We start from the raw sequence: 18,305 nt of genomic DNA on the forward strand, positions 1-18,305 counted from the left end.
GCGGGTTCTGCGGACTGTCTCGGCGGACGACGGACACTCCGGAATCGAGACACAGGCCCCCGCGCATCTCTGCGCTCGACTTTTCTTGGGGTGGCTAACGGGACTTGAACCCGCGACCCCCGCGACCACAACGCGGTGCTCTACCAACTGAGCTATAGCCACCATGTGTCCGCCGCAGCGGACAACTGAACGATTATGTCATACGTCCAGCGCGAACGACGAAATGACCGACGATGCGGCGCCCTTCGCCTCGTCGCTCGTGGGCCCCGGCTCGGGCACGAACACGGCCTTGCGGTAGTAGGCGAGCTCGCGGATCGACTCGAGGATGTCGGCCAGCGCGCGGTGGCCGCCGTTCTTGGCCGGCGCGTTGAAGTAGGCGCGCGGGTACCAGCGGCGCGACAGCTCCTTGATGCTCGAGACGTCAACGTTCCGGTAGTGCAGCCAGCGGTCGACGCGGGGCATGTACTTCGCGAGGAACATGCGGTCGGTGCCGATCGTGTTGCCGGCGAGAGGCGCCTTGCCCTCGAGCGGAGCGAACCGCTGGATGTACTCGAGCGCCTGGAACTCGGCATCCGCGAGGCTCACGCCATGCGGGATCTCGTCGAGGAGACCCGAGGAGCGGTGCATCTCGGTGACGAAGTCGCCCATGTTGGCCAGCGCCGACGCGTCGGGCTTGATGACCACCTGGAACCCGGGGTCGAGGACGTTCAGCTCGAAATCGGTGACGACGATCGCGATCTCGACCAGCTCGTCGACCGCGAGGTCGAGGCCCGTCATCTCGCAGTCGATCCAGACCAGCCGATCGTTCTCAGAGGCGCCTACCATTCCCTCATCCTACTGACGGGGTGGGACACCGACGGCTGAAGCGTGCGGTCCCCCAGGCACGATTCGAACGTGCGACCGGCGGATTAGAAGGCCGCTGCTCTATCCACTGAGCTACTGGGGGTCGCTCCCAGGATATCGGTGACGGCTCGTCCGTTCATCGACCCCCTGGCGAGAGTGTGCGCGCGGGCGTACTCTCCGGCCAGATCGAACGAAAGGAGCACCATGTCCGAAACGACGACACGACGCCTGTGGGTCGCCCACGGTCCCGTCGGTGTGGTGGGAACGATCCGGCAGGATGCCGAAGGCTACGCCGTGCACATGACCGGCAAGGACGAGCGGCTCGGGGTCTACCCGACCATGGAGATCGCGAAGAACGCTCTGCACGCGCACATGAAGCCCGGGAGCGACCGCCCGGAGTTCCGGGAGCACTGAGCGACACGGTGCCGCGGGGCGAAGAGGCCGCCGCGGCACCGCCGCCATCCGCGAACCGTCACGCGTGAACCGCCGTGCGGGGACGCCGACGCGGCTCGGGTGCCGCGAGCAGCGGCAGGGCGAGGTGGACGAGGGGTCCGATCCCGAGCGCGAACACGACCGTGCCGATGCCGACCGTGCCTACCCAGCAGCCACCCGGCCACGAGCACGGTGCCCTCGACACCGAGGCGGCACGCCCAGATGGGCCACCCGAGGCGTGCGTGGAGTCCCGTCATCAGGCCATCGCGCGGTCCGGGCCCGAAGTGCGCGCCGATATAGAGCCCGGATGCCACGGCGACGGTGACCACACCTGCCACCAGCATCGCGGCCTGCCAGACGACAGCGTCGGGGTGGGGGAGCACTCCGAGCGCCAGCTGCATGCTCGTGCCGACCAGCAGGATGTTGGCCAGCGTGCCGACGCCGGGTCGCTGGTGCAGCGGGATCCACAGGAGGAGGACGCCGAGTCCGACGATGTTCGTGATCCAGCCCACGCCGATTCCCGTGACCCGCGACAGCCCCTCGGCGAACACCGTCCACGGGTCCACGCCGAGGCCCGCCGCGACGGTGAGGGCACAGCCGAAGCCGTAGAGGGCGAGGCCGACGAGGAGGCGAAGGATCCGCGAAGTCATGAAGAGATCCAATCACCGGATTGGTTTCCTTCATGGATGCCAATTCCCCTATTCTGGCCTCATGGATTCCCGAATCTCCGCGCGCGCGCTGGCCGAGGCCCTCGGCGGGTGGCGTGGCCGCGGCCCGGCGTACGAGGCGCTGGCCGATGGCATCCGTCTGCTCTGCCTCGATAACCGCATCGCGCCGCAGACGGCGCTCCCGGCCGAGCGCGAGCTCGCCGCGGCCCTGGGGCTGAGTCGGACGACCGTGGCTGCGACGTACCGCAGCCTGCGCGACTCGGGGCACATCGAGAGCCTGCGGGGGAGCGGCAGCGTGACCCTGCCGCTCCGACGCACCGACCCGGGCATCGAGGACCGGCGAGACGGTGTGATCGACCTGCAGCAGGCGAGTCCGGCCGCGTGGCCGGGCCTGCCCGCCGTGATGGCCGAGGTGGCGCAGGAGGCGGCGGCTCTCGTCGCGCGCACGGGCTACGACGTCGTCGGCGACGCCGGTCTGCGCGAGGAGATCGCGCAGATGTATCGGGCCCGCGGCCTCCCGACGACCCCGGACCAGGTGCTCGTGACCACCGGGGCGCAGAGTGCGCTGCACCTCGTGGCATCCGTGCTCCTGTCGCGGGCCGATCGCGTGCTCATCGAGACGCCGACTTACCCGCACGGCGCCGACGCCTTCCGTGCCGTGGGTGCTCGGCTCGTCGGCGTGCCGGTGACGCCGGATGCCGGCTGGGACCTCGACCGTGCAGCACAGACGTTCGCGCGCGTGCTGCCCGCCCTGGCGTACCTCATGCCCGACTTCCACAATCCGACGGGCCGTTCGATGAGCCCCGTTGAGATGGCGGCCTTCGTCGACGGCGCTCAACGCGCGGGGACGTACCTCGTGCTCGACGAGACCACCGCGGGTCTCGACATCGACCGCGAGACGGCGGGGACCGCGTTCCCCGAGGCGCCGCGCATCATCCGCGTCGGCTCGCTGGGCAAGACCGTGTGGGGCGGCCTGCGCGTCGGGTGGGTGCGCGCGGAGGCCGATATCGTCCGTCGACTCGCGAGCGGTCGGCCGGTGCACGACCTCGGCACGCCGGAGTTCGAGCAGGCCGTCGCGGCCCGGGTCGTCGGGCGGCTCGACGAGATCAGCGCGCAGCGCGCCGACCTTCTGCGCGCTGGCCGGGACGCGCTCACCCGCGCGCTGGAGGCGACGTTCCCGGAGTGGGAGATCCCGGTCGCCCGGGGCGGGGTCTCGCTGTGGGTCGGAATCGGCGAGCCGGTGAGCACGCCCCTGGTGATGAACGCCCGGGCGCGCGGCCTGCTCCTCTCCGCCGGTTCGCGGTTCGCCGTCGACGGCGGCCACGACCGACGTCTGCGCCTTCCGTTCACGGCCGCGCCCCACACCCTCGAGCGCGCGGTGGGCATCCTCCGTGCGGCGTGGGACGACGTGCGGGGGACGTCGGCGACGGCTTCCCTCGACGACCTGGCCGCGGTGGTCTGAACCGCGGCGGGTCCCGTCGGCGCTACACCCTCGCTCATCGCGCGTAGCGCAGGCATTCGAGCGCGTCGGCGGACGACCAGAACTCGCCCAGCCTCCGGAACCGCCCGGTCGCCGAATGGAACCGCTCGGCGGCGTAGCGCCAGCCGCCGTCGGCCGCGATGGCCCGCACGTGACCGACGACGACGCCCCGCGGGTCGGCGATGCGCCACAGGCCCGCGGCGACGTGCGTCGCCGCGCCCCACCCGGCCGGGCGCGGGGCCGGGGCGAGGTCGTTCCACAGTGCGGTGCTCATGGCCACACGGTACGAGGGGGTTCCGACATCGCCGAGGCGGCACTTCTCCCCAACGCTCTTCTTGCTCCAATTGTCCACCGATGGGGCGATTCGGCCAACGAGCGCGTGCCGCGCCTCGTCATTCTGGCGATGGCTCCGGCGTCCGTAGGGCACGCGGATGCCGGAGCCCATACCCAGAGAGGACACACCATGAGCGACCACATCACCCTCGTCGGAAACGTCGTCGGCGACCCCGAAGAACGGGCGACCCGCGGAGGAGACCCCATCGCCGCATTCCGACTCGCCGTGAGCGAGCGGCGATTCGACCGTGAGCGCGGCCAATGGGTCGACGGCCACACGAACTACTACGCTGTCTCGGTGTTCGGTGAACTCGGCCGGAACACCCTGGCGTCGCTGCACAAGGGCGAGCGCGTCATCGTCGCCGGCCGCCTCCGGCTGCGCGAGTGGGAGACGGATGTCAAGCGCGGCGTGAGCGCGGACGTGGCGGCGGACGCCATCGGCCACGATCTGCGCTGGGGCGCGTCGACGTTCCGCCGCACTGCGCGGTCCGCCGCCGCCGCCGACGCGGACTCCAGCAACTCCTCGGCGAACGACATTGCGCCGGGCGGCGACGCGTGGGCGGTACCGGGTGAGGCTCCGGCTGATCCGCGGGATGACGGCGCGACGGTCGCGGTCGCAGCCGCCCACGAATCGCCCGCGCTCGTGGAGGTGGGCGACACCACGCCCTTCTGAGCGGGCCGGGCGTGCGGTGGCCGGTACGTAGACTCGGGCGGGTGATCCGCTCGCAGTCCCGTCCGGTCGCCGTGCTGGCGTTCGTCGCCGTGTTCGCCCTCGCGGGCTGCACCCCGACCGGCCCCTCGGCGCCGGCCGCAACGGAGCCGTCTCCGGCCGCGACGGAGCCGACGCCCGCCGCTTCGACGACTGCCGCGGCGCCGGCTGCGGCTCCGACTCTGTCCCCGGCGGGATCCGCCGCCGACAACCTCCCGCTGTTCACGCAGGTCGTGCGCACGGTGTGGGGCGGTCCGGATCAGGTCGCCGGTCGGGCGTACATCGACGCCCTGGTCGGCGCCGGGTTCGACAAGGCCGCGATGCAGGTGACTCCCGACCAGACGACGATCGGGAACCCCGCGGAGAGTATCGAGTTCTCGGTGCGCTGGGGTGTGGACTGCCTCGTCGGGCAGGTGGGGCCGTCCATCGGCGATCCGGTCACCACCGTGCTGCCGGGCTTGTCGACCGGGGGATGCCTCATCGGCGAGACCCGCCCCATCGATTGGTGAGACGAATGGTCGACGCCTCGGCGGGTGTGTGGCCGGGGGGGGGCGACCAGGCGACGACTGCACTGACACACGCGGTCACCGGCGCCGTCTGACCGGTGCGATCAACGGCGCCGTCTGACCGGCCCGGGCACCGGCATCGTCACAGGCGCCGTTGATAGGCTGGACGGGACTTCCGCGCACCCGGGCGCTTCGCCGAGATTCGAGATGAGATTTGAGTCGGCGACCCGGGCGGGCGCGGCCCTCATCCCCGATCGAAGGTGGTACGTCCTCGATGGCCGAATACATCTACTCCATGGTCCGCGCCCGCAAGGCCGTGGGCGACAAGCTCATCCTCGACGACGTCACGATGTCGTTCCTGCCGGGTGCCAAGATCGGCATGGTCGGACCGAACGGTGCCGGTAAGTCGACCATCCTCAAGATCATGGCGGGGCTCGACACCCCCTCCAACGGCGAGGCGCGCCTGAGCCCCGGGTTCACCGTCGGCATCCTCATGCAGGAGCCCGAGCTCGACGAGAACAAGACGGTGCTGGAGAACATCCAGGACGGCGTCGCGATCAAGCCGAAGCTCGACCGCTTCAACGAGATCTCGGCCCTCATGGCCGACCCGGACGCCGATTTCGACGCGCTGCTGGCGGAGATGGGCACGCTGCAGGAGGAGATCGACGCCGCCGACGGCTGGGATCTCGACTCGCAGCTCGAGCAGGCGATGGACGCGCTGCGCACGCCGCCCGCCGACGCCAGCGTCGTCCCGCTCTCGGGCGGTGAGCGTCGTCGCGTCGCGCTGGCGAAGCTCCTGCTGCAGAAGCCCGACCTGCTCCTGCTCGACGAGCCCACCAACCACCTCGACGCCGAGAGCGTGCTCTGGCTCGAGCAGCACCTCAAGGCTTACAAGGGTGCCGTCATCGCCATCACCCACGACCGGTACTTCCTCGACAACGTCGCGGAGTGGATCGCCGAGGTCGACCGTGGACACCTGTACCCGTACGAGGGCAACTACTCGACCTACCTCGACAAGAAGGCCCAGCGCCTCGACGTGCAGGGCAAGAAGGACGCCAAGCTCGCGAAGCGCCTGAAGGAAGAGCTCGAGTGGGTCCGCTCGAATGCGAAGGGCCGCCAGGTCAAGTCGAAGGCGCGTCTCGCACGCTACGAGGAGATGGCCGCCGAGGCGGAGCGCACTCGGAAGCTCGACTTCGACGAGATCCAGATCCCCGCCGGTCCGCGCCTGGGCAGCATCGTCATCGATGCCAAGAAGCTCGAGAAGCGGTTCGGTGACCGGTCGCTCATCAGCAACCTGAGCTTCAACCTGCCCCCGAACGGCATCGTCGGCGTCATCGGCCCGAACGGTGTGGGAAAGACGACGCTCTTCAAGACGATCGTCGGCCTCGAGCCCCTCGACGGCGGCACGCTCAAGATGGGCGAGACGGTCAAGATCAGCTACGTCGACCAGTCGCGCGCCAACATCGATCCGGAGAAGACGCTGTGGGAGGTCGTGTCCGACGGACTCGACATCATCACGGTCGGCAAGACCGAGATCCCGTCGCGCGCGTACGTGTCGAAGTTCGGCTTCAAGGGACCCGACCAGCAGAAGAAGGCGGGCGTGCTCTCCGGTGGCGAGCGCAACCGTCTGAACCTCGCCCTCACCCTCAAGGAGGGCGGCAACCTGCTCCTCCTCGACGAGCCGACCAACGACCTCGACGTCGAGACACTGAGCTCGCTCGAGAACGCGCTTCTCGAGTTCCCCGGCTGCGCCGTGGTCATCACGCACGACCGGTGGTTCCTCGACCGCATTGCGACGCACATCCTCGCCTACGAGGGTACGGAGGAGCACCCCGACCAGTGGCACTGGTTCGAGGGCAACTTCGAGGCCTACGAGGCGAACAAGATCGAGCGCCTCGGCGCCGACGCGGCGAACCCGTCGCGTTCGACCTACCGCAAGCTCACGCGTGACTGACGTCACTCCGTCCGCGGGCTCGGCTCCGGCCGGGCCCGCGCGGCTGCACATCCCCATCCACCTGCGGTGGGGAGACCTCGACGCGCTCGGGCACGTCAACAACACCTCGATGCTCAAGCTCCTCGAAGAGGCGCGGCTCCGGGCGTTCTGGCGCGGCGACGAGGACGGAGACGCCCTCCCGACCGCCGTGTTCGACATGAGCGTGCTCGAGAGCGGGGGAGAGCGAGCGACGCTCATCGCGCGGCAGGAGATCGAGTACCTCCGGCCGGTTCCGTACAGCCAGCGGCCCCTCGACGTGCGGCTGTGGATCGGTGCGATGGGCGGCTCCAGCGCCGACATCTGCTTCGAGGTCTTCAGTCCCGTCGGCGACGACGAGCCCGTGCTCTACGCGCGCGCCACCGCGGTCGTCGTCCTCGTCGACACGGCCAGCGGCCGCCCGATCCGCTGGAGCGAGACCGAGCGCGCCGCGTGGGGACCGTACGTCGGCGACCCGATCGAATACCGCCGGCGCGGCCGCTAGGGCCATCGCCCCGAAGCGCCACCGCGACCCCGGGCTCTACTCGCCCGGCACCCGCACCATGATCTCCTGCGCCACGCTGGCCAGGAGCACGCCGTCGCGCGTGTAGATCCGCCCGGTCGACAACCCGCGGCCGCCCCGGGCGTTCGGCGACTCCTGCACGTACAGCAGCCAGTCGTCGACGCGCCCCGGCCGGTGCCACCACATCGCGTGGTCGAGGCTCGCAACGCGCAGGCCGGGCGTGCTCCACGGCACGCCGTGTCCACGGAGGATCGTCTCCTGGATCGTGAGGTCGCTCAGGTACGCCAGCGCGGCGCGGTGCACCGCCGGGTCGTCGGGCAGCTCGCGCCGTGTGCGCATCCACACCGCCTGTCGCGGCACGTGCGGACCCTCCACGGACGTGTACACGGGCGACGGAACGTGCAGCACGTCGACGGGACGCTCCGAAAAAAGCTTGCGGCTCACGGGGTGCAGGCGTTCCTCGTCGAACGGCGGCAGATCCTCCGGGAGCGGGATGCCATCCGGCATGGGCTCGGCATGCTCGAGCCCCGGACCCTCGTCCTGGAACGACGCGATCATGGAAAAGATCGGCACGCCCGCCTGGAACGCCTGCGTGCGCCGCGTCGAGAACGACCGCCCGTCGTGGATCCGGTCGACGGAGAACGTGATGCCCGCGTCGGGGTCGCCGGGCCGCAGGAAGTAGCCGTGCATCGAGTGCACGGTGCGCTCGGGTGGGAGCGTGCGCGAGGCCGCGACGATCGACTGCGCGAGCACCTGCCCGCCATACACGCGCCCCGACGGCATCGGCTGCGAGACCCCGGTGAAGATGTCCTCGGTCGTCCGTGCGCCCGCGTCGCGGAGGTCGAGCACCGCGAGCAGAGAGGCCACGGGGTCGCTGGCGTCGGTCACGCTCACTCCCGTTCCGCGCAGAGGCCTGCGTCGCTTGATAGTTTAGGGCGGGTGTCCGCGCGCCTGTTGTTCCCCGATCCGCAGGCGGCAGCCGACCTGCTCACCTTCTCCTCCCGAGCCGTCCGACTCGGTGACGGTTCCGTCCGCCTCCGCGCCGACGGCGGAGTCCTCCTGACCACGGCGGCTCCGCTCGCTCCCCGCGGGCTCCTGGATGCCACTCCCACGGTGCTCGGCCTCCGCGTTTCGGCCGTCGACCCGGAGCTGCAGTGCGACCTGGTGGTCGAGGCATCCGCTCTCTCGATCGCACCGGACGATGCCTCGGCGATCGTGCTGCCCGAGACCGCGAGCGCGCCGGCGTGGGCCGGGGTGTCACCGCCGCGCGGCGGGTGGGCGGAGACGGCCGCGATCGACAGCTCGGTGCTGGCGGCGCGTGCGCAGTACGGGATCGCGGCCGTGGCCGACGCGCTGCCCGCGGATCCCGGGGAGGACGTCGTCCGCACGGTGCGTGCGCAGGTATGGGGGCAGCCCGACGCGGCGCTCGGCGATCTCCCGCTCGGCACCGCGTTCGCGGCCTACGCGCTGGGGTTCATATCGCGGGGGCCGAGCAGGCCACGGTCCGCACGAGCGGCGTCTGGACGCGCGTGACGCTCTCCCGCGGGCACGTGCTCGTCCGCGGTCCGGTGCGCTCGGGTCTCACGCCGGTCCGCGCCACCGGGGCGTGAGCGTCCGCGCCACCGCGGCGTGAGTCTCCGCGCACCCGGGGCGTGAGAGCCCGGGCGACAGGGGCGTGAGCGTCAGTCCGCGGAGCGGATCGGCAGACCGGTGTCGGCGCGCCCGTCGCGCGTCGGACCGATGCCGCGCGGCTCGAACGTGTTGACCATCGCGTGGGCGGCCCGCTCGAGGTAGTCCCACAGCGGAGCTTCGAGCGCGGGCGGGAGGGCGATCTCGTCGACCGCCGCGCGCATGTGGCGCAGCCACCGGTCGCGCGCGTCCGGGTCGACGTGGAACGGCATGTGCCGCATACGGAGGCGGGGATGACCCCGCTTCTCGCCGTACGTCGTGGGTCCTCCCCAGTACTGCGCGAGGAAGAGCGTGAGCCGCTCGGCCGCGGGCCCGAGGTCTTCCTCGGGGTACATGGGCTTGAGGACCTCGTCCTCCGCGACGCCGCGATAGAAGGCGTCGACCAGTCGGCGGAACGTGTCCATCCCGCCGGCCTGCTCGTAGAAGCTGATCGGCTCGCTCACGCGGATGCTCCGTCATCGTCAGCCCGCACCGCGGGAGGAGTGGGCTTCCGCACCGAGTCGCCGTCGGCGGACGACGCGGGCGTCGCCGGAGGAGTGGGCTTCTGCACGGCGTCGCCGTCGGCGGACGCTGCGGCCGGCTTCGGCGCCGTGTCGGTGCCGGAAGGAGCCGCAGCCTTGGGCTTCTTCGGCCGCGCCTTCTCCGCCGCGATCTCGGCCGCCACGGCATCCGCGTCCAACACCGTGTCGGACACCGCGAGCTTCTTCCGCCGCGGACGCCAGACCGGTCGCTCGGGAGCGGTGGCCACCGGGGTGGGCTTCGTCTTGGGCGGGTGCGCGCCGCGCACGCTCTGCGCGCCCTCCGCCCCGGTCAGGACGATGGAGTTGAGCTGCGGCAGCGTGAGGCCCAGATCGTCCATCGCGCGCTTCAGGCGCACGCGCAACTCGCGCGCGACGTCATCCTTCGAACTGGACCGCGTCTTCATGACGAGCCGGATGACGAGGGCGTCGCCGCTGATGGACTCGAGGCCCCAGATCTCGGGCTGCTCGATGATGCGCGAACGCCACTTCTGCTCCTTCGCCAGGGTCTTCGCGGCGCCGAGCATGGCCTTCTCGACCTCGTCGATGTCGGCATCCACCGGCACGGCCAGGTCGATGATGACCCGGGCCCATCCCTGCGACATGTTGCCGATGCGCGTGATCTCGCCGTTGCGGACGTACCAGAGCGTGCCGTTGACGTCGCGGACGTGCGTGATGCGGACGCTCACGAACTCCACGATGCCGGTGGCGAGCCCCAGGTCGACGACGTCGCCGATCCCGATCTGATCCTCGGCCACGATGAAGATGCCGTTCAGCACGTCCTTGACGATGTTCTGCGCGCCGAAGCCGAGTCCGGCGCCGACCGCGGCCGTCAGCAGAGTGAGGGATGCCAGGGCGTTCGGCGCGACGATCCCGGCGATCCACACGAGGGCGACGATCACCAGGACGACGTTGACGATGTTCTGCAGGATCGTGCCGAGGGTGCGCGTGCGCTGCACGAGCCGGACCGCGGCGAGCGGCGATCGATCCAACGCCTGCGTGTCGTCGACGCGGGCGTTCTTCTTCGCCCCGTTCACGATGCGGTCGACGACCCGGCGGATGATCACGCGCAGGATCCACGCCGCGACGACGACGCCCACGATGATTCCGAGGATCCGCAGGATCACGCCGCCGAAGCCGAGCAGCTGCTCGCCGATCCACGCCCACGCGGACGGGTCGGTGAGCGATTTCAGATCGACGGGAGGCGTGGGAGTCGGCGTGGGATCGGGAGCGCTGGCGAGAACGGTCATCCCCTTCATGCTAACGACGGATGCCTCGGTGCCGCCTGGGCATCGAGGCATCCGTCGTTCTCCTGGGGGTCAGGCGTCGCGCTGGCGCAGCACGACGATCCCGGCGCCCACCAGCGCCACCACCCACGCGGCGAGAGTCACGGTGGGGACAAGCACGTCGCCCGTAGGAATCGCGGTCAGGTCACCGCCGGCGGCCACGGGCAGGTAGCGGCCGAGGTCCACGACCCATTGCCACGACGCCCCGCCGAGGGCGAAGAGGTTGACCGCGATCGGCGCTACGAAGAGCACCCCGACGGTCGCGGCGATGGCCCCGGCGCCGTTGCGGATGAGAAGACCGAAGCCCATGCCGATGAGCGCGTAGGCGACCATCGAGACGACACCGAAGAGCAGCGGGAGCAGCGCCTGAGCCGGGTCGGACCACGCGATGGCGGCGGTCGAGATCGGCACCGTCACGGCGAGGCAGACCAGGTAGCTGACGGCCGTCGCGGCGCCCACGACCAGCGCGACGGCGAGGCTCTTCGCCAGAACCACCTGTGCGCGCCGAGGGGTGGCGGTCAGGGTCGAGCGGATCATCCCGGTGGCGTACTCGCCGGTGACGGCGATCGCGCCCAGGATGCCGGCCACCAGCATCGTGAATTGGGTCGACGCGACGACCCCGGAGATCGCGTATCCGCCGTCCGAGGCCGATACGTAGAGCCACGCGATGCCCACCGAGAGGACGGCGGCGATCGCGAGGGACCACCACGTCGAGCGCAGGGTCGTGAGCTTCAGCAGCTCGCTGCGGAGAGTCCGGAGGAACGTCGGTCCGACCGGGGCTTGCGTGAAGGTCGTGCGCCGGGGCGCGGTGAGGGCGGTCATGCGAGTTCCTTCGTCTTGTACTCGATCGCGTCTTCGGTGAGGGCCAGGTAGGCGTCCTCGAGCGAGCCGCTGCGCGGGGTCAGTTCGTGGAGAGGGATGCCATGGCGCGCGGCGACATCACCGATCTCGGCCGCGGAAACCCCGCGGAGGCTGGCGAGGCCGGTCTCCACGAGGGTGGCCGTCGCGCCGGCGTCGCTCATCACCTCGACGAGGCGGGAGAGTTCGGGGGAGCGGACGAACACGGCCTCGGTCGTCCACGAGCGCACCAGGTCGGGGAGCGGCGCGTCGGCGAGCACGGCGCCCCGGCCGAGCACGATCACGTGGTCGGCGGTTTGCGCCATCTCGCTCATGAGGTGGCTCGACAGCAGCACCGTGCGCCCTTCGGCGGCGATGTGTCGGACGAACTCGCGCACCCAGCGCACGCCCTCGGGGTCGAGGCCGTTCACCGGCTCGTCGAGGATGAGCGTGTGCGGGTCGCCGAGGAGGGCGGCCGCGATCCCGAGCCGCTGGCCCATGCCGAGCGAGAAGCCACCCGCGCGCTTGTCCGCGACCGAGGCGATGCCCGCGAGTTCGATGACCTCGTCGACGCGGCGCCGGCCGATGCCGTGGGTCGCCGCCATGACGCGGAGGTGGTTCCGGGCGCTCCGCCCGGTGTGCACGGCCTTGGCATCCAGGAGCACGCCCACCTCGGTGAGCGGGGCACGGAGGCGGTCGTAGGGGGTTCCGTTGACGGTGACGCTGCCCGACGTCGGGCGGTCGAGGCCGACGATCATGCGCATCGTCGTGGACTTGCCGGCGCCGTTCGGGCCGAGGAAGCCCGTGACGCGGCCCGGCGGGACGGTGAACGAGACATCGGACACCGCGGTGCGCGTGCCGTATCTCTTGGTGAGGTGCTCTGCGACGATCATGCTTCCACGCTAGGAAGCGGACCCCGGATGCCGCGTCCGCCCGGGGAGTGATCCGTGTACATCTCCAGACGTACGCCCCCTCCCACCGGAGCGGGAGAGGGCGTACGTCGAGGGCGTGTGCGTTACTGCGCGTCGCGCTCCTGAACCGCGAGTGCGCGCTCGACACCGGCGAGGTTCTCGCTCACGAGGCGACGGAGCGCGGGGGCTGCGTCCTTGTGCGCGGAGAGCCAGGCGCGAGTGGCATCCCGCAGCTGCGTGTTCGCGAGCGCGGCCGGGTAGAGACCCACGATCAGGTACTGCGCGATCTGGTAGCTGCGGCTCTCCCAGATCGGGAGCAGCATGTCGAAGTACGGCCCGACGAACTCCGCGAGGACGTCGACCGTCGCCGGGTGCGTGAACCCGAGCGCCGCGGAGCGTACGATCGTGTTGGGCGCGTCGGCGCGGTCGATGAGCGAGCTCCACGCCTCCTGCTTCGCCTCGACGGTCGGCAGCGCGGCCTTGGCCTGCGCCGCGAACTCGCCGCCCTTCGCCGTGTTGTCGGCCTCGCGGGCCGCGTCGATGTCGGTCGCGGTGACCGCGCCGCCCGCGGCGAGGGCCACGAGCAGCTGCCACGACAGGTCGGTGTCGATCTCAAGTCCGTCGAGCACCGTCTCGCCGTCGCGCAGCGCGCGGACCGTCTCGACGTGCGCGGGGGTAGCCGCTGCCGAGGCGAATGCCGTGACGAACTGCAGCTGGCTGTCGCTGCCGGCCTCGGCCGCCTGCGCGAGCTCCCACAGACCGTCCGCGACGCGCTCGCGAGCGGCCGGACGGGTCGCCGGAGCGACGTAGCTGTTGGCCGCGAGCTGGAGCTGCGCGAGGGTCGTGCGGACCGTCGTCGACTCGGTCTCGGAACCGATGTTCCGCAGCACCAGGTCGATGTAGTCGGTCGCCGAGGCCTCGGCATCCCGGGTCTGGTCCCACGCGGCACCCCAGACGAGCGAGCGCGCGAGCGGATCGGCGATGTCCTTGAGGTGCGCGATGGCCGTGGCGAGCGAGCGCTCGTCGAGGCGGATCTTCGCGTAAGCCAGGTCGTCGTCGTTGAGCAGCACGAGATCCGGTCGACGGATGCCACGCAGCTGCGGCACCTCGGTGCGGTCGCCGTCGACGTCGAGCTCGATGCGGTGCACGCGCTCGAGGCGGCCCGACTTGTCGAGCGAGTAGAAGCCGACGCCGAGGCGGTGCGGACGGATCGTCGGGTAGTCCGACGGCGCGGTCTGCACGATCGCGAAGCGCGTGAGCGAACCGTGGTCGTCCTGCTCGATGAGCGGGGAGAGCGTGTTCACGCCCGCGGTCTCGAGCCACTTCTTGGCCCAGTCGCCCAGGTCGCGGCCGCTCGTGGTCTCGAGCTCGGCGAGCAGGTCGCCCACCTCGGTGTTCGACCACTGGTGCTTCTGGAAGTACGCGCCGACGCCGGCGAAGAACTGCTCGATGCCGACCCACGCGGCGAGCTGCTTGAGGACCGAGCCGCCCTTGGCGTAGGTGATGCCGTCGAAGTTGACCTGCACGTCCTCGAGGTCGTTGATCTCGGCGACGACCGGGTGGGTGGAGGGGAGCTGGTCCTGGCGGTACGCCCAGGTCTTCTCCATCGCGTTGAAGGTCGTCCAGGCGGCCTCCCACTCGGTGGCCTCGGCGGTCGCGATCGTCGACGCCCACTCGGCGAACGACTCGTTGAGCCACAGGTCGTTCCACCACTTCATGGTGACGAGGTCGCCGAACCACATGTGCGCGAGCTCGTGGAGGATCGTCACGACGCGACGTTCCTTCACGGCATCCGTGACCTTGCTGCGGAAGACGTACGTCTCGGTGAACGTCACCGCACCCGCGTTCTCCATCGCGCCCGCGTTGAACTCGGGCACGAAGAGCTGGTCGTACTTGGCGAACGGGTAGGGGAAGCCGAACTTCTCCTCGTAGTACGCGAAGCCCTGACGCGTCTTGTCGAAGACGTAGTCGGCATCCAGGTACTGCCACAGGCTCTTGCGGGCGTACACGCCGAGCGGGATGACGCGACCGTCGGCGCTCGTCAGCTCGGAGAACGTCGACTCGTACGGGCCGGCGATGAGGGCCGTGATGTACGACGAGATGCGGGGCGTGGCCGGGAAGGCCCACTCGGCGAGGCCGTCGCCCACCTCGCGCGGCTCGGGCGTGGGGGAGTTGGAGACGACCTTCCACGCGGCCGGGGCCGTCACGGTGAAGGTGAACTCGGCCTTGAGGTCGGGCTGCTCGAACACCGTGAAGACGCGGCGGGAATCAGGCACCTCGAACTGCGTGTAGAGGTAGACCTCGCCGTCGACGGGGTCGACGAAGCGGTGCAGACCTTCACCGGTGTTGGTGTACTCGCAGTCGGCGTCGACGACGAGCTCGTTCTCCGCCGCCAGTCCCTCGAGCGCGATGCGCGAGTCGGCGAACACCTCGGCGGGGTCGAGGGTCCGGCCGTTGAGCGTCACGGAGTTCACCGTGCGCGCGATGAGGTCGATGAAGGTCGACGCCCCCTCGGTGGCGGCGAAGCGGACGGTCGTCACGGAACCGAAGACCTCGTCGCCGCGCGTGAGGTCGAGGCGCACGTCGTAGTCGTGCGTGTCGACGATCGCGCGGCGCTCCTGCGCTTCGATGCGGGTGAGGTTCTCTCCTGGCACTGGCGTTCTCCCGAGGATGTGGGTGGATCGTCGCGGATGGCACTGCTGGCGCCGACGACAACCGTATAAGCCTAGTGTCGAGATACCCCCGGGCCGGGCTGATCGCTCAGGTGGGAGGATGTCGGGGTGAGCACGACCGACACGGACACCACCCCCGAGACCGTCCTCTACGCGTCTCCCGCCGCGGCATCCGGACCCAAGTGGGTAGAGACCCCGGTGGCGTACGACGCGATCCTCCTCGCCGGCTTCGGCGGGCCGGAGGGCCAGGACGACGTCATCCCCTTCCTCCGCAACGTCACGCGCGGACGCGGAATCCCCGACGAGCGCCTCGAAGAAGTCGCCCACCACTACCGCCACTTCGGCGGCGTCAGCCCGATCAACGAGCACAACCGTCAGTTGAAGGCGGCGCTCGAGGCCGAGATCGCGCGCCGCGGGCTGAACCTTCCCGTCTACTGGGGCAACCGCAACTGGTCGCCGTACCTGGAGGAGGCCGTGACCGAGGCCGCCGAAGCCGGTGACACGACGCTGCTCGCGATCGCGACGAGCGCCTACAGCTCGTTCTCCAGCTGCCGCCAGTACCGCGAGGACTACGCCCGCGTGCTCGAGGCGACCGGACTCGGCGAGACGGTCACGATCGACAAGGTGCGGCAGTTCTTCGACCACCCCGGGTTCGTCTCGACCTTCGTCGAGGGCGTGAAGGATGCCGTGTCGACCTACGTCGCGGACGGCATCGCGCCCGAGAAGATCCGTGTGCTCTTCTCGACCCACTCCATTCCGACCGCCGACGCGCAGCGCTCCGGCCCCCGTGACGTCGACTTCGGCGAGGGCGGCGCGTACGAGGCGCAGCACAAGGCCGTCGCCGCATTCGTCATGGCCGAGGTCGCCGCGGCGGTCGCCGACGTGGAGTGGGAGCTCGTGTACCAGTCGCGCTCCGGCCCCGCGTCGCAGCCGTGGCTCGAGCCCGACGTGAACGACGTCATCGCGGAACTCCCCGGCCGCGGCGCCGAGGCCGTCGTGATCGTGCCGCTCGGCTTCGTCAGCGACCACATGGAGGTCCTGTGGGACCTCGACACCGAGGCCATGGAGGCGGCGGAGGAAGCCGGCATCCGCGCCGTCCGCACGCCCACCCCGGGTATCGACCCCGCGTACGTCTCGGGCCTCGTCGACCTCGTGGAGGAGCGCCTCAAGGGCACACCGAAGTCGGAGCGTCCGCACCTGACCGACCTCGGTCCCTGGTACGACGTGTGCCGCCCCGGCTGCTGCGAGAACGTACGCGCGGGTTTCAAGCCCGTCGCCGCGGGCCTGCGCCCCTGACACATCACGACGCCGCTCGTCCCTCGCCGGGGCGGGCGGCGTCGTCGTTCGCGCCGCGGTGTCGGTGGCCGTCCCTAGGATGGGCGCATGCGCATTCACATCGGCACCGATCACGCCGGTCTCGAGTTCTCCACCCAGCTCCAGCACCACCTCGCCTCGCAGGGCCACGAGGTCGTCGATCACGGCCCCATCGAGTACGACCCGCTCGACGACTACCCGGCCTTCTGCATCCGCGCCGCCCAGGCCGTCGTGCGTGACCAGGCCGACGGCATCGAGACCCTCGGCGTCGTCTTCGGCGGCTCGGGCAACGGCGAGCAGATCGCGGCGAACAAGGTCCTCGGGGTGCGTGCCGCCCTCGTCTGGAACATCCCGACCGCCGAGCTCGCCCGTCAGCACAACGACGCGAACGTGATCGCCATCGGCGCGCGTCAGCACACGTTCGAAGAGGCCGCGTCGTTCATCGACCGCTTCATCGCGACGCCGTTCTCCGGCGAAGAGCGCCACGCCCGCCGCATCGCGCAGCTCGCCGCCTACGAGCAGGACGGCATCCTGCTGCCCGATCCGCGCGAGAACGCCGCGCAGCCCGACGTCCTCGACGCGAGCGACTCGTTCGACCCCGAGGCAGGCTGATGCCCGAAGGGCATTCCGTCCACCGCATCGCTCGGCAGTTCGACCGCAACATCGTGGGCCGCACCGTCGCGGCATCCAGTCCCCAGGGCCGGTTCGCCGAGGGCGCTGCGGCGATCGACGGACGCGAGGCCCTCGAGGTGCGCGCGGTCGGCAAGCAGATGTTCCTGCGGTTCGATCCCGACGTGTGGCTGCGGGTGCACCTCGGGATGTACGGCGCGTGGGACTTCGCGGGCGAGGTCGCGATCGACGCGACCATCGCGTCGGCGAACGGGCGCATGGGGCACACGAACCAGCGCGGAACCGTCCTCGACGAGCCGATTCTGGATGCCGCCGGCGAGAACTCCCTCACCTCGATCGGCGCTCCGCGGCGCGCCCGCGTGCGCATGTCGGAGCAGACGACCGGGCTCGAGGAGCAGACCGAATGGCCGCCGCCGGTCGTCGGTGCGGTGCGGCTGCGCCTCTTGACCGAGACGACGTGCGCCGACCTGCGCGGGCCCACCGCGTGCGAACTGCAGACGCCCGACGAGGTCGCAGCGACGATCGCCAAGCTCGGCCCCGACCCGCTCGTCGACGACGTCGCCGCGGGGGAGGAACGGTTCGTCGCGACCGTGCGCCGCAAGCCCACCGCGATCGGGCTCCTGCTCATGGACCAGGCCGTCGTGAGCGGCATCGGGAACGTCTACCGCGCCGAGATCCTCTTCCGCGCGCGCCAGAACCCGCACACACCGGGCCGTGACGTGCCGGAGGAGACGGTCCGCGCCATGTGGCGCGACTGGGTGCGGCTGCTCGCGATCGGCGTCGAGACCGGCCAGATGATGACGATGGACGACCTCGACCCCGAGGCGTACCGGCGCGCGATGGCTCATCGCGACGACCGGCACTGGGTCTACCACCGCGCCGGTCTGCCGTGCCGGGTGTGCGGCACGACGGTGCTCGTCGAAGAAGCCGCCGGGCGGAAGCTGTACTGGTGCCCCAAGTGCCAGGCATGAGCGATCTAGGCTGA

General features: G+C 70.5%; 18 protein-coding genes, 2 tRNA genes and 1 pseudogene. 10 read left to right on the top strand and 11 right to left on the bottom strand.

Annotated features, from left to right (window positions below):
* Positions 1 to 86 precede the first annotated feature (86 nt).
* The 3 genes from RKD05_RS14555 to RKD05_RS14565 all read right to left on the bottom strand — a co-directional run bounded on the left by RKD05_RS14555 (position 87) and on the right by RKD05_RS14565 (position 946).
* Positions 87 to 162, bottom strand: a tRNA-His gene (locus RKD05_RS14555).
* Between the two features lie 36 nt (positions 163 to 198).
* Positions 199 to 825, bottom strand: a complete 627-nt coding sequence (gene orn / locus RKD05_RS14560; protein ID WP_424711006.1) for an oligoribonuclease — start codon at positions 823 to 825, stop codon at positions 199 to 201.
* A 48-nt stretch (positions 826 to 873) separates the two neighbouring features.
* Positions 874 to 946: transfer RNA gene (locus RKD05_RS14565), tRNA-Arg, on the bottom strand.
* A 101-nt stretch (positions 947 to 1,047) separates the two neighbouring features.
* Here RKD05_RS14565 and RKD05_RS14570 point away from each other — a divergent pair.
* The gene (locus RKD05_RS14570) at positions 1,048 to 1,257 is read left to right on the top strand and encodes a hypothetical protein (protein ID WP_022877400.1); all 210 of its coding nucleotides are present in this window, start codon (positions 1,048 to 1,050) and stop codon (positions 1,255 to 1,257) included.
* A 58-nt stretch (positions 1,258 to 1,315) separates the two neighbouring features.
* Here RKD05_RS14570 and RKD05_RS14575 read toward each other — a convergent pair.
* A pseudogene (locus RKD05_RS14575) lies at positions 1,316 to 1,925 on the bottom strand (YczE/YyaS/YitT family protein).
* 61 nt (positions 1,926 to 1,986) lie between these two features.
* Here RKD05_RS14575 and RKD05_RS14580 point away from each other — a divergent pair.
* Positions 1,987 to 3,405 carry a PLP-dependent aminotransferase family protein gene (locus tag RKD05_RS14580; protein ID WP_424711007.1) on the top strand — a complete coding sequence of 473 codons (1,419 nt, stop codon included), beginning with the start codon at positions 1,987 to 1,989 and terminating at the stop codon, positions 3,403 to 3,405.
* Between the two features lie 34 nt (positions 3,406 to 3,439).
* Here the strand turns inward: RKD05_RS14580 and RKD05_RS14585 are convergent, their stop codons facing one another.
* Positions 3,440 to 3,697 carry a hypothetical protein gene (locus tag RKD05_RS14585; protein ID WP_063257592.1) on the bottom strand — a complete coding sequence of 86 codons (258 nt, stop codon included), beginning with the start codon at positions 3,695 to 3,697 and terminating at the stop codon, positions 3,440 to 3,442.
* 189 nt (positions 3,698 to 3,886) lie between these two features.
* Between RKD05_RS14585 and ssb the strand changes: the two genes are divergently transcribed.
* From ssb to RKD05_RS14605, 4 genes are all read left to right on the top strand, one after another.
* Positions 3,887 to 4,429, top strand: a complete 543-nt coding sequence (ssb, locus tag RKD05_RS14590) for a single-stranded DNA-binding protein (protein ID WP_424711009.1) — start codon at positions 3,887 to 3,889, stop codon at positions 4,427 to 4,429.
* Positions 4,430 to 4,470: 41 nt separating this feature from the next.
* Complete coding sequence (locus RKD05_RS14595; protein WP_424711010.1) at positions 4,471 to 4,974, top strand: DUF6993 domain-containing protein; 504 nt, start codon at positions 4,471 to 4,473, stop codon at positions 4,972 to 4,974.
* A 271-nt stretch (positions 4,975 to 5,245) separates the two neighbouring features.
* Positions 5,246 to 6,925, top strand: coding sequence for an energy-dependent translational throttle protein EttA (ettA, locus tag RKD05_RS14600; RefSeq protein WP_424711012.1), 1,680 nt, complete (start codon positions 5,246 to 5,248; stop codon positions 6,923 to 6,925).
* On the top strand, positions 6,918 to 7,445 hold the full coding sequence (locus tag RKD05_RS14605) for an acyl-CoA thioesterase (protein WP_424711014.1): 528 nt from the start codon (positions 6,918 to 6,920) through the stop codon (positions 7,443 to 7,445). Before ettA ends, RKD05_RS14605 begins: the two co-directional genes overlap by 8 nt.
* A gap of 36 nt (positions 7,446 to 7,481) precedes the next feature.
* Here RKD05_RS14605 and RKD05_RS14610 read toward each other — a convergent pair whose 3' ends face one another.
* A complete protein-coding gene (locus tag RKD05_RS14610; protein ID WP_424711015.1) occupies positions 7,482 to 8,351 on the bottom strand; it encodes an acyl-CoA thioesterase in 870 nt (289 codons plus the stop codon).
* 51 nt (positions 8,352 to 8,402) lie between these two features.
* Here RKD05_RS14610 and RKD05_RS14615 point away from each other — a divergent pair, with 51 nt between their 5' ends.
* Positions 8,403 to 8,996 (top strand): hypothetical protein, encoded by a 594-nt coding sequence (locus tag RKD05_RS14615; RefSeq protein ID WP_424711016.1) that lies wholly within the window; start codon positions 8,403 to 8,405, stop codon positions 8,994 to 8,996.
* A 149-nt stretch (positions 8,997 to 9,145) separates the two neighbouring features.
* Here the strand turns inward: RKD05_RS14615 and RKD05_RS14620 are convergent, their stop codons facing one another.
* The 5 genes from RKD05_RS14620 to pepN all read right to left on the bottom strand — a co-directional run bounded on the left by RKD05_RS14620 (position 9,146) and on the right by pepN (position 15,358).
* A complete protein-coding gene (locus RKD05_RS14620; protein ID WP_022877390.1) occupies positions 9,146 to 9,595 on the bottom strand; it encodes a globin in 450 nt (149 codons plus the stop codon).
* On the bottom strand, positions 9,592 to 10,920 hold the full coding sequence (locus RKD05_RS14625) for a mechanosensitive ion channel domain-containing protein (RefSeq protein ID WP_424711018.1): 1,329 nt from the start codon (positions 10,918 to 10,920) through the stop codon (positions 9,592 to 9,594). The genes RKD05_RS14620 and RKD05_RS14625 overlap by 4 nt, the downstream gene beginning before the upstream one ends.
* Positions 10,921 to 10,989: 69 nt before the next feature.
* On the bottom strand, positions 10,990 to 11,778 hold the full coding sequence (locus RKD05_RS14630) for an ABC transporter permease (protein ID WP_424711020.1): 789 nt from the start codon (positions 11,776 to 11,778) through the stop codon (positions 10,990 to 10,992).
* A complete protein-coding gene (locus RKD05_RS14635; protein WP_424711021.1) occupies positions 11,775 to 12,686 on the bottom strand; it encodes an ABC transporter ATP-binding protein in 912 nt (303 codons plus the stop codon). The genes RKD05_RS14630 and RKD05_RS14635 overlap by 4 nt, the downstream gene beginning before the upstream one ends.
* A 122-nt stretch (positions 12,687 to 12,808) precedes the next feature.
* Positions 12,809 to 15,358 carry an aminopeptidase N gene (gene pepN / locus RKD05_RS14640; RefSeq protein ID WP_424711023.1) on the bottom strand — a complete coding sequence of 850 codons (2,550 nt, stop codon included), beginning with the start codon at positions 15,356 to 15,358 and terminating at the stop codon, positions 12,809 to 12,811.
* Between the two features lie 126 nt (positions 15,359 to 15,484).
* Between pepN and RKD05_RS14645 the strand changes: the two genes are divergently transcribed.
* The 3 genes from RKD05_RS14645 (at position 15,485) to RKD05_RS14655 (ending at position 18,291) form a co-directional block, all read left to right on the top strand.
* On the top strand, positions 15,485 to 16,672 hold the full coding sequence (locus RKD05_RS14645; protein WP_424711024.1) for a ferrochelatase: 1,188 nt from the start codon (positions 15,485 to 15,487) through the stop codon (positions 16,670 to 16,672).
* An 87-nt stretch (positions 16,673 to 16,759) separates the two neighbouring features.
* Positions 16,760 to 17,302: a ribose-5-phosphate isomerase gene (locus RKD05_RS14650; RefSeq protein ID WP_424711026.1), complete on the top strand. Its 543-nt coding sequence runs from the start codon at positions 16,760 to 16,762 to the stop codon at positions 17,300 to 17,302.
* Positions 17,302 to 18,291, top strand: a complete 990-nt coding sequence (locus RKD05_RS14655; RefSeq protein WP_424711028.1) for an Fpg/Nei family DNA glycosylase — start codon at positions 17,302 to 17,304, stop codon at positions 18,289 to 18,291. The genes RKD05_RS14650 and RKD05_RS14655 overlap by 1 nt, the downstream gene beginning before the upstream one ends.
* Positions 18,292 to 18,305: the final 14 nt, after the last annotated feature.

The organism is Microbacterium sp. SLBN-111, from assembly GCF_049739645.1.
Classification (GTDB): domain Bacteria; phylum Actinomycetota; class Actinomycetes; order Actinomycetales; family Microbacteriaceae; genus Microbacterium.

Bases quoted from the DNA above. Each gene is read 5' to 3' on its own strand.
- RKD05_RS14585 (WP_063257592.1), bottom strand. From the start codon at position 3,697: ATGAGCACCGCACTGTGGAACGACCTCGCCCCGGCCCCGCGCCCGGCC.
- orn (WP_424711006.1), bottom strand. From the start codon at position 825: ATGGTAGGCGCCTCTGAGAACGATCGGCTGGTCTGGATCGACTGCGAG.
- RKD05_RS14630 (WP_424711020.1), bottom strand. From the start codon at position 11,778: ATGACCGCCCTCACCGCGCCCCGGCGCACGACCTTCACGCAAGCCCCG.
- RKD05_RS14625 (WP_424711018.1), bottom strand. From the start codon at position 10,920: ATGACCGTTCTCGCCAGCGCTCCCGATCCCACGCCGACTCCCACGCCT.
- ssb (WP_424711009.1), top strand. From the start codon at position 3,887: ATGAGCGACCACATCACCCTCGTCGGAAACGTCGTCGGCGACCCCGAA.
- RKD05_RS14580 (WP_424711007.1), top strand. From the start codon at position 1,987: ATGGATTCCCGAATCTCCGCGCGCGCGCTGGCCGAGGCCCTCGGCGGG.
- ettA (WP_424711012.1), top strand. From the start codon at position 5,246: ATGGCCGAATACATCTACTCCATGGTCCGCGCCCGCAAGGCCGTGGGC.
- RKD05_RS14655 (WP_424711028.1), top strand. From the start codon at position 17,302: ATGCCCGAAGGGCATTCCGTCCACCGCATCGCTCGGCAGTTCGACCGC.
- RKD05_RS14635 (WP_424711021.1), bottom strand. From the start codon at position 12,686: ATGATCGTCGCAGAGCACCTCACCAAGAGATACGGCACGCGCACCGCG.
- RKD05_RS14570 (WP_022877400.1), top strand. From the start codon at position 1,048: ATGTCCGAAACGACGACACGACGCCTGTGGGTCGCCCACGGTCCCGTC.
- RKD05_RS14650 (WP_424711026.1), top strand. From the start codon at position 16,760: ATGCGCATTCACATCGGCACCGATCACGCCGGTCTCGAGTTCTCCACC.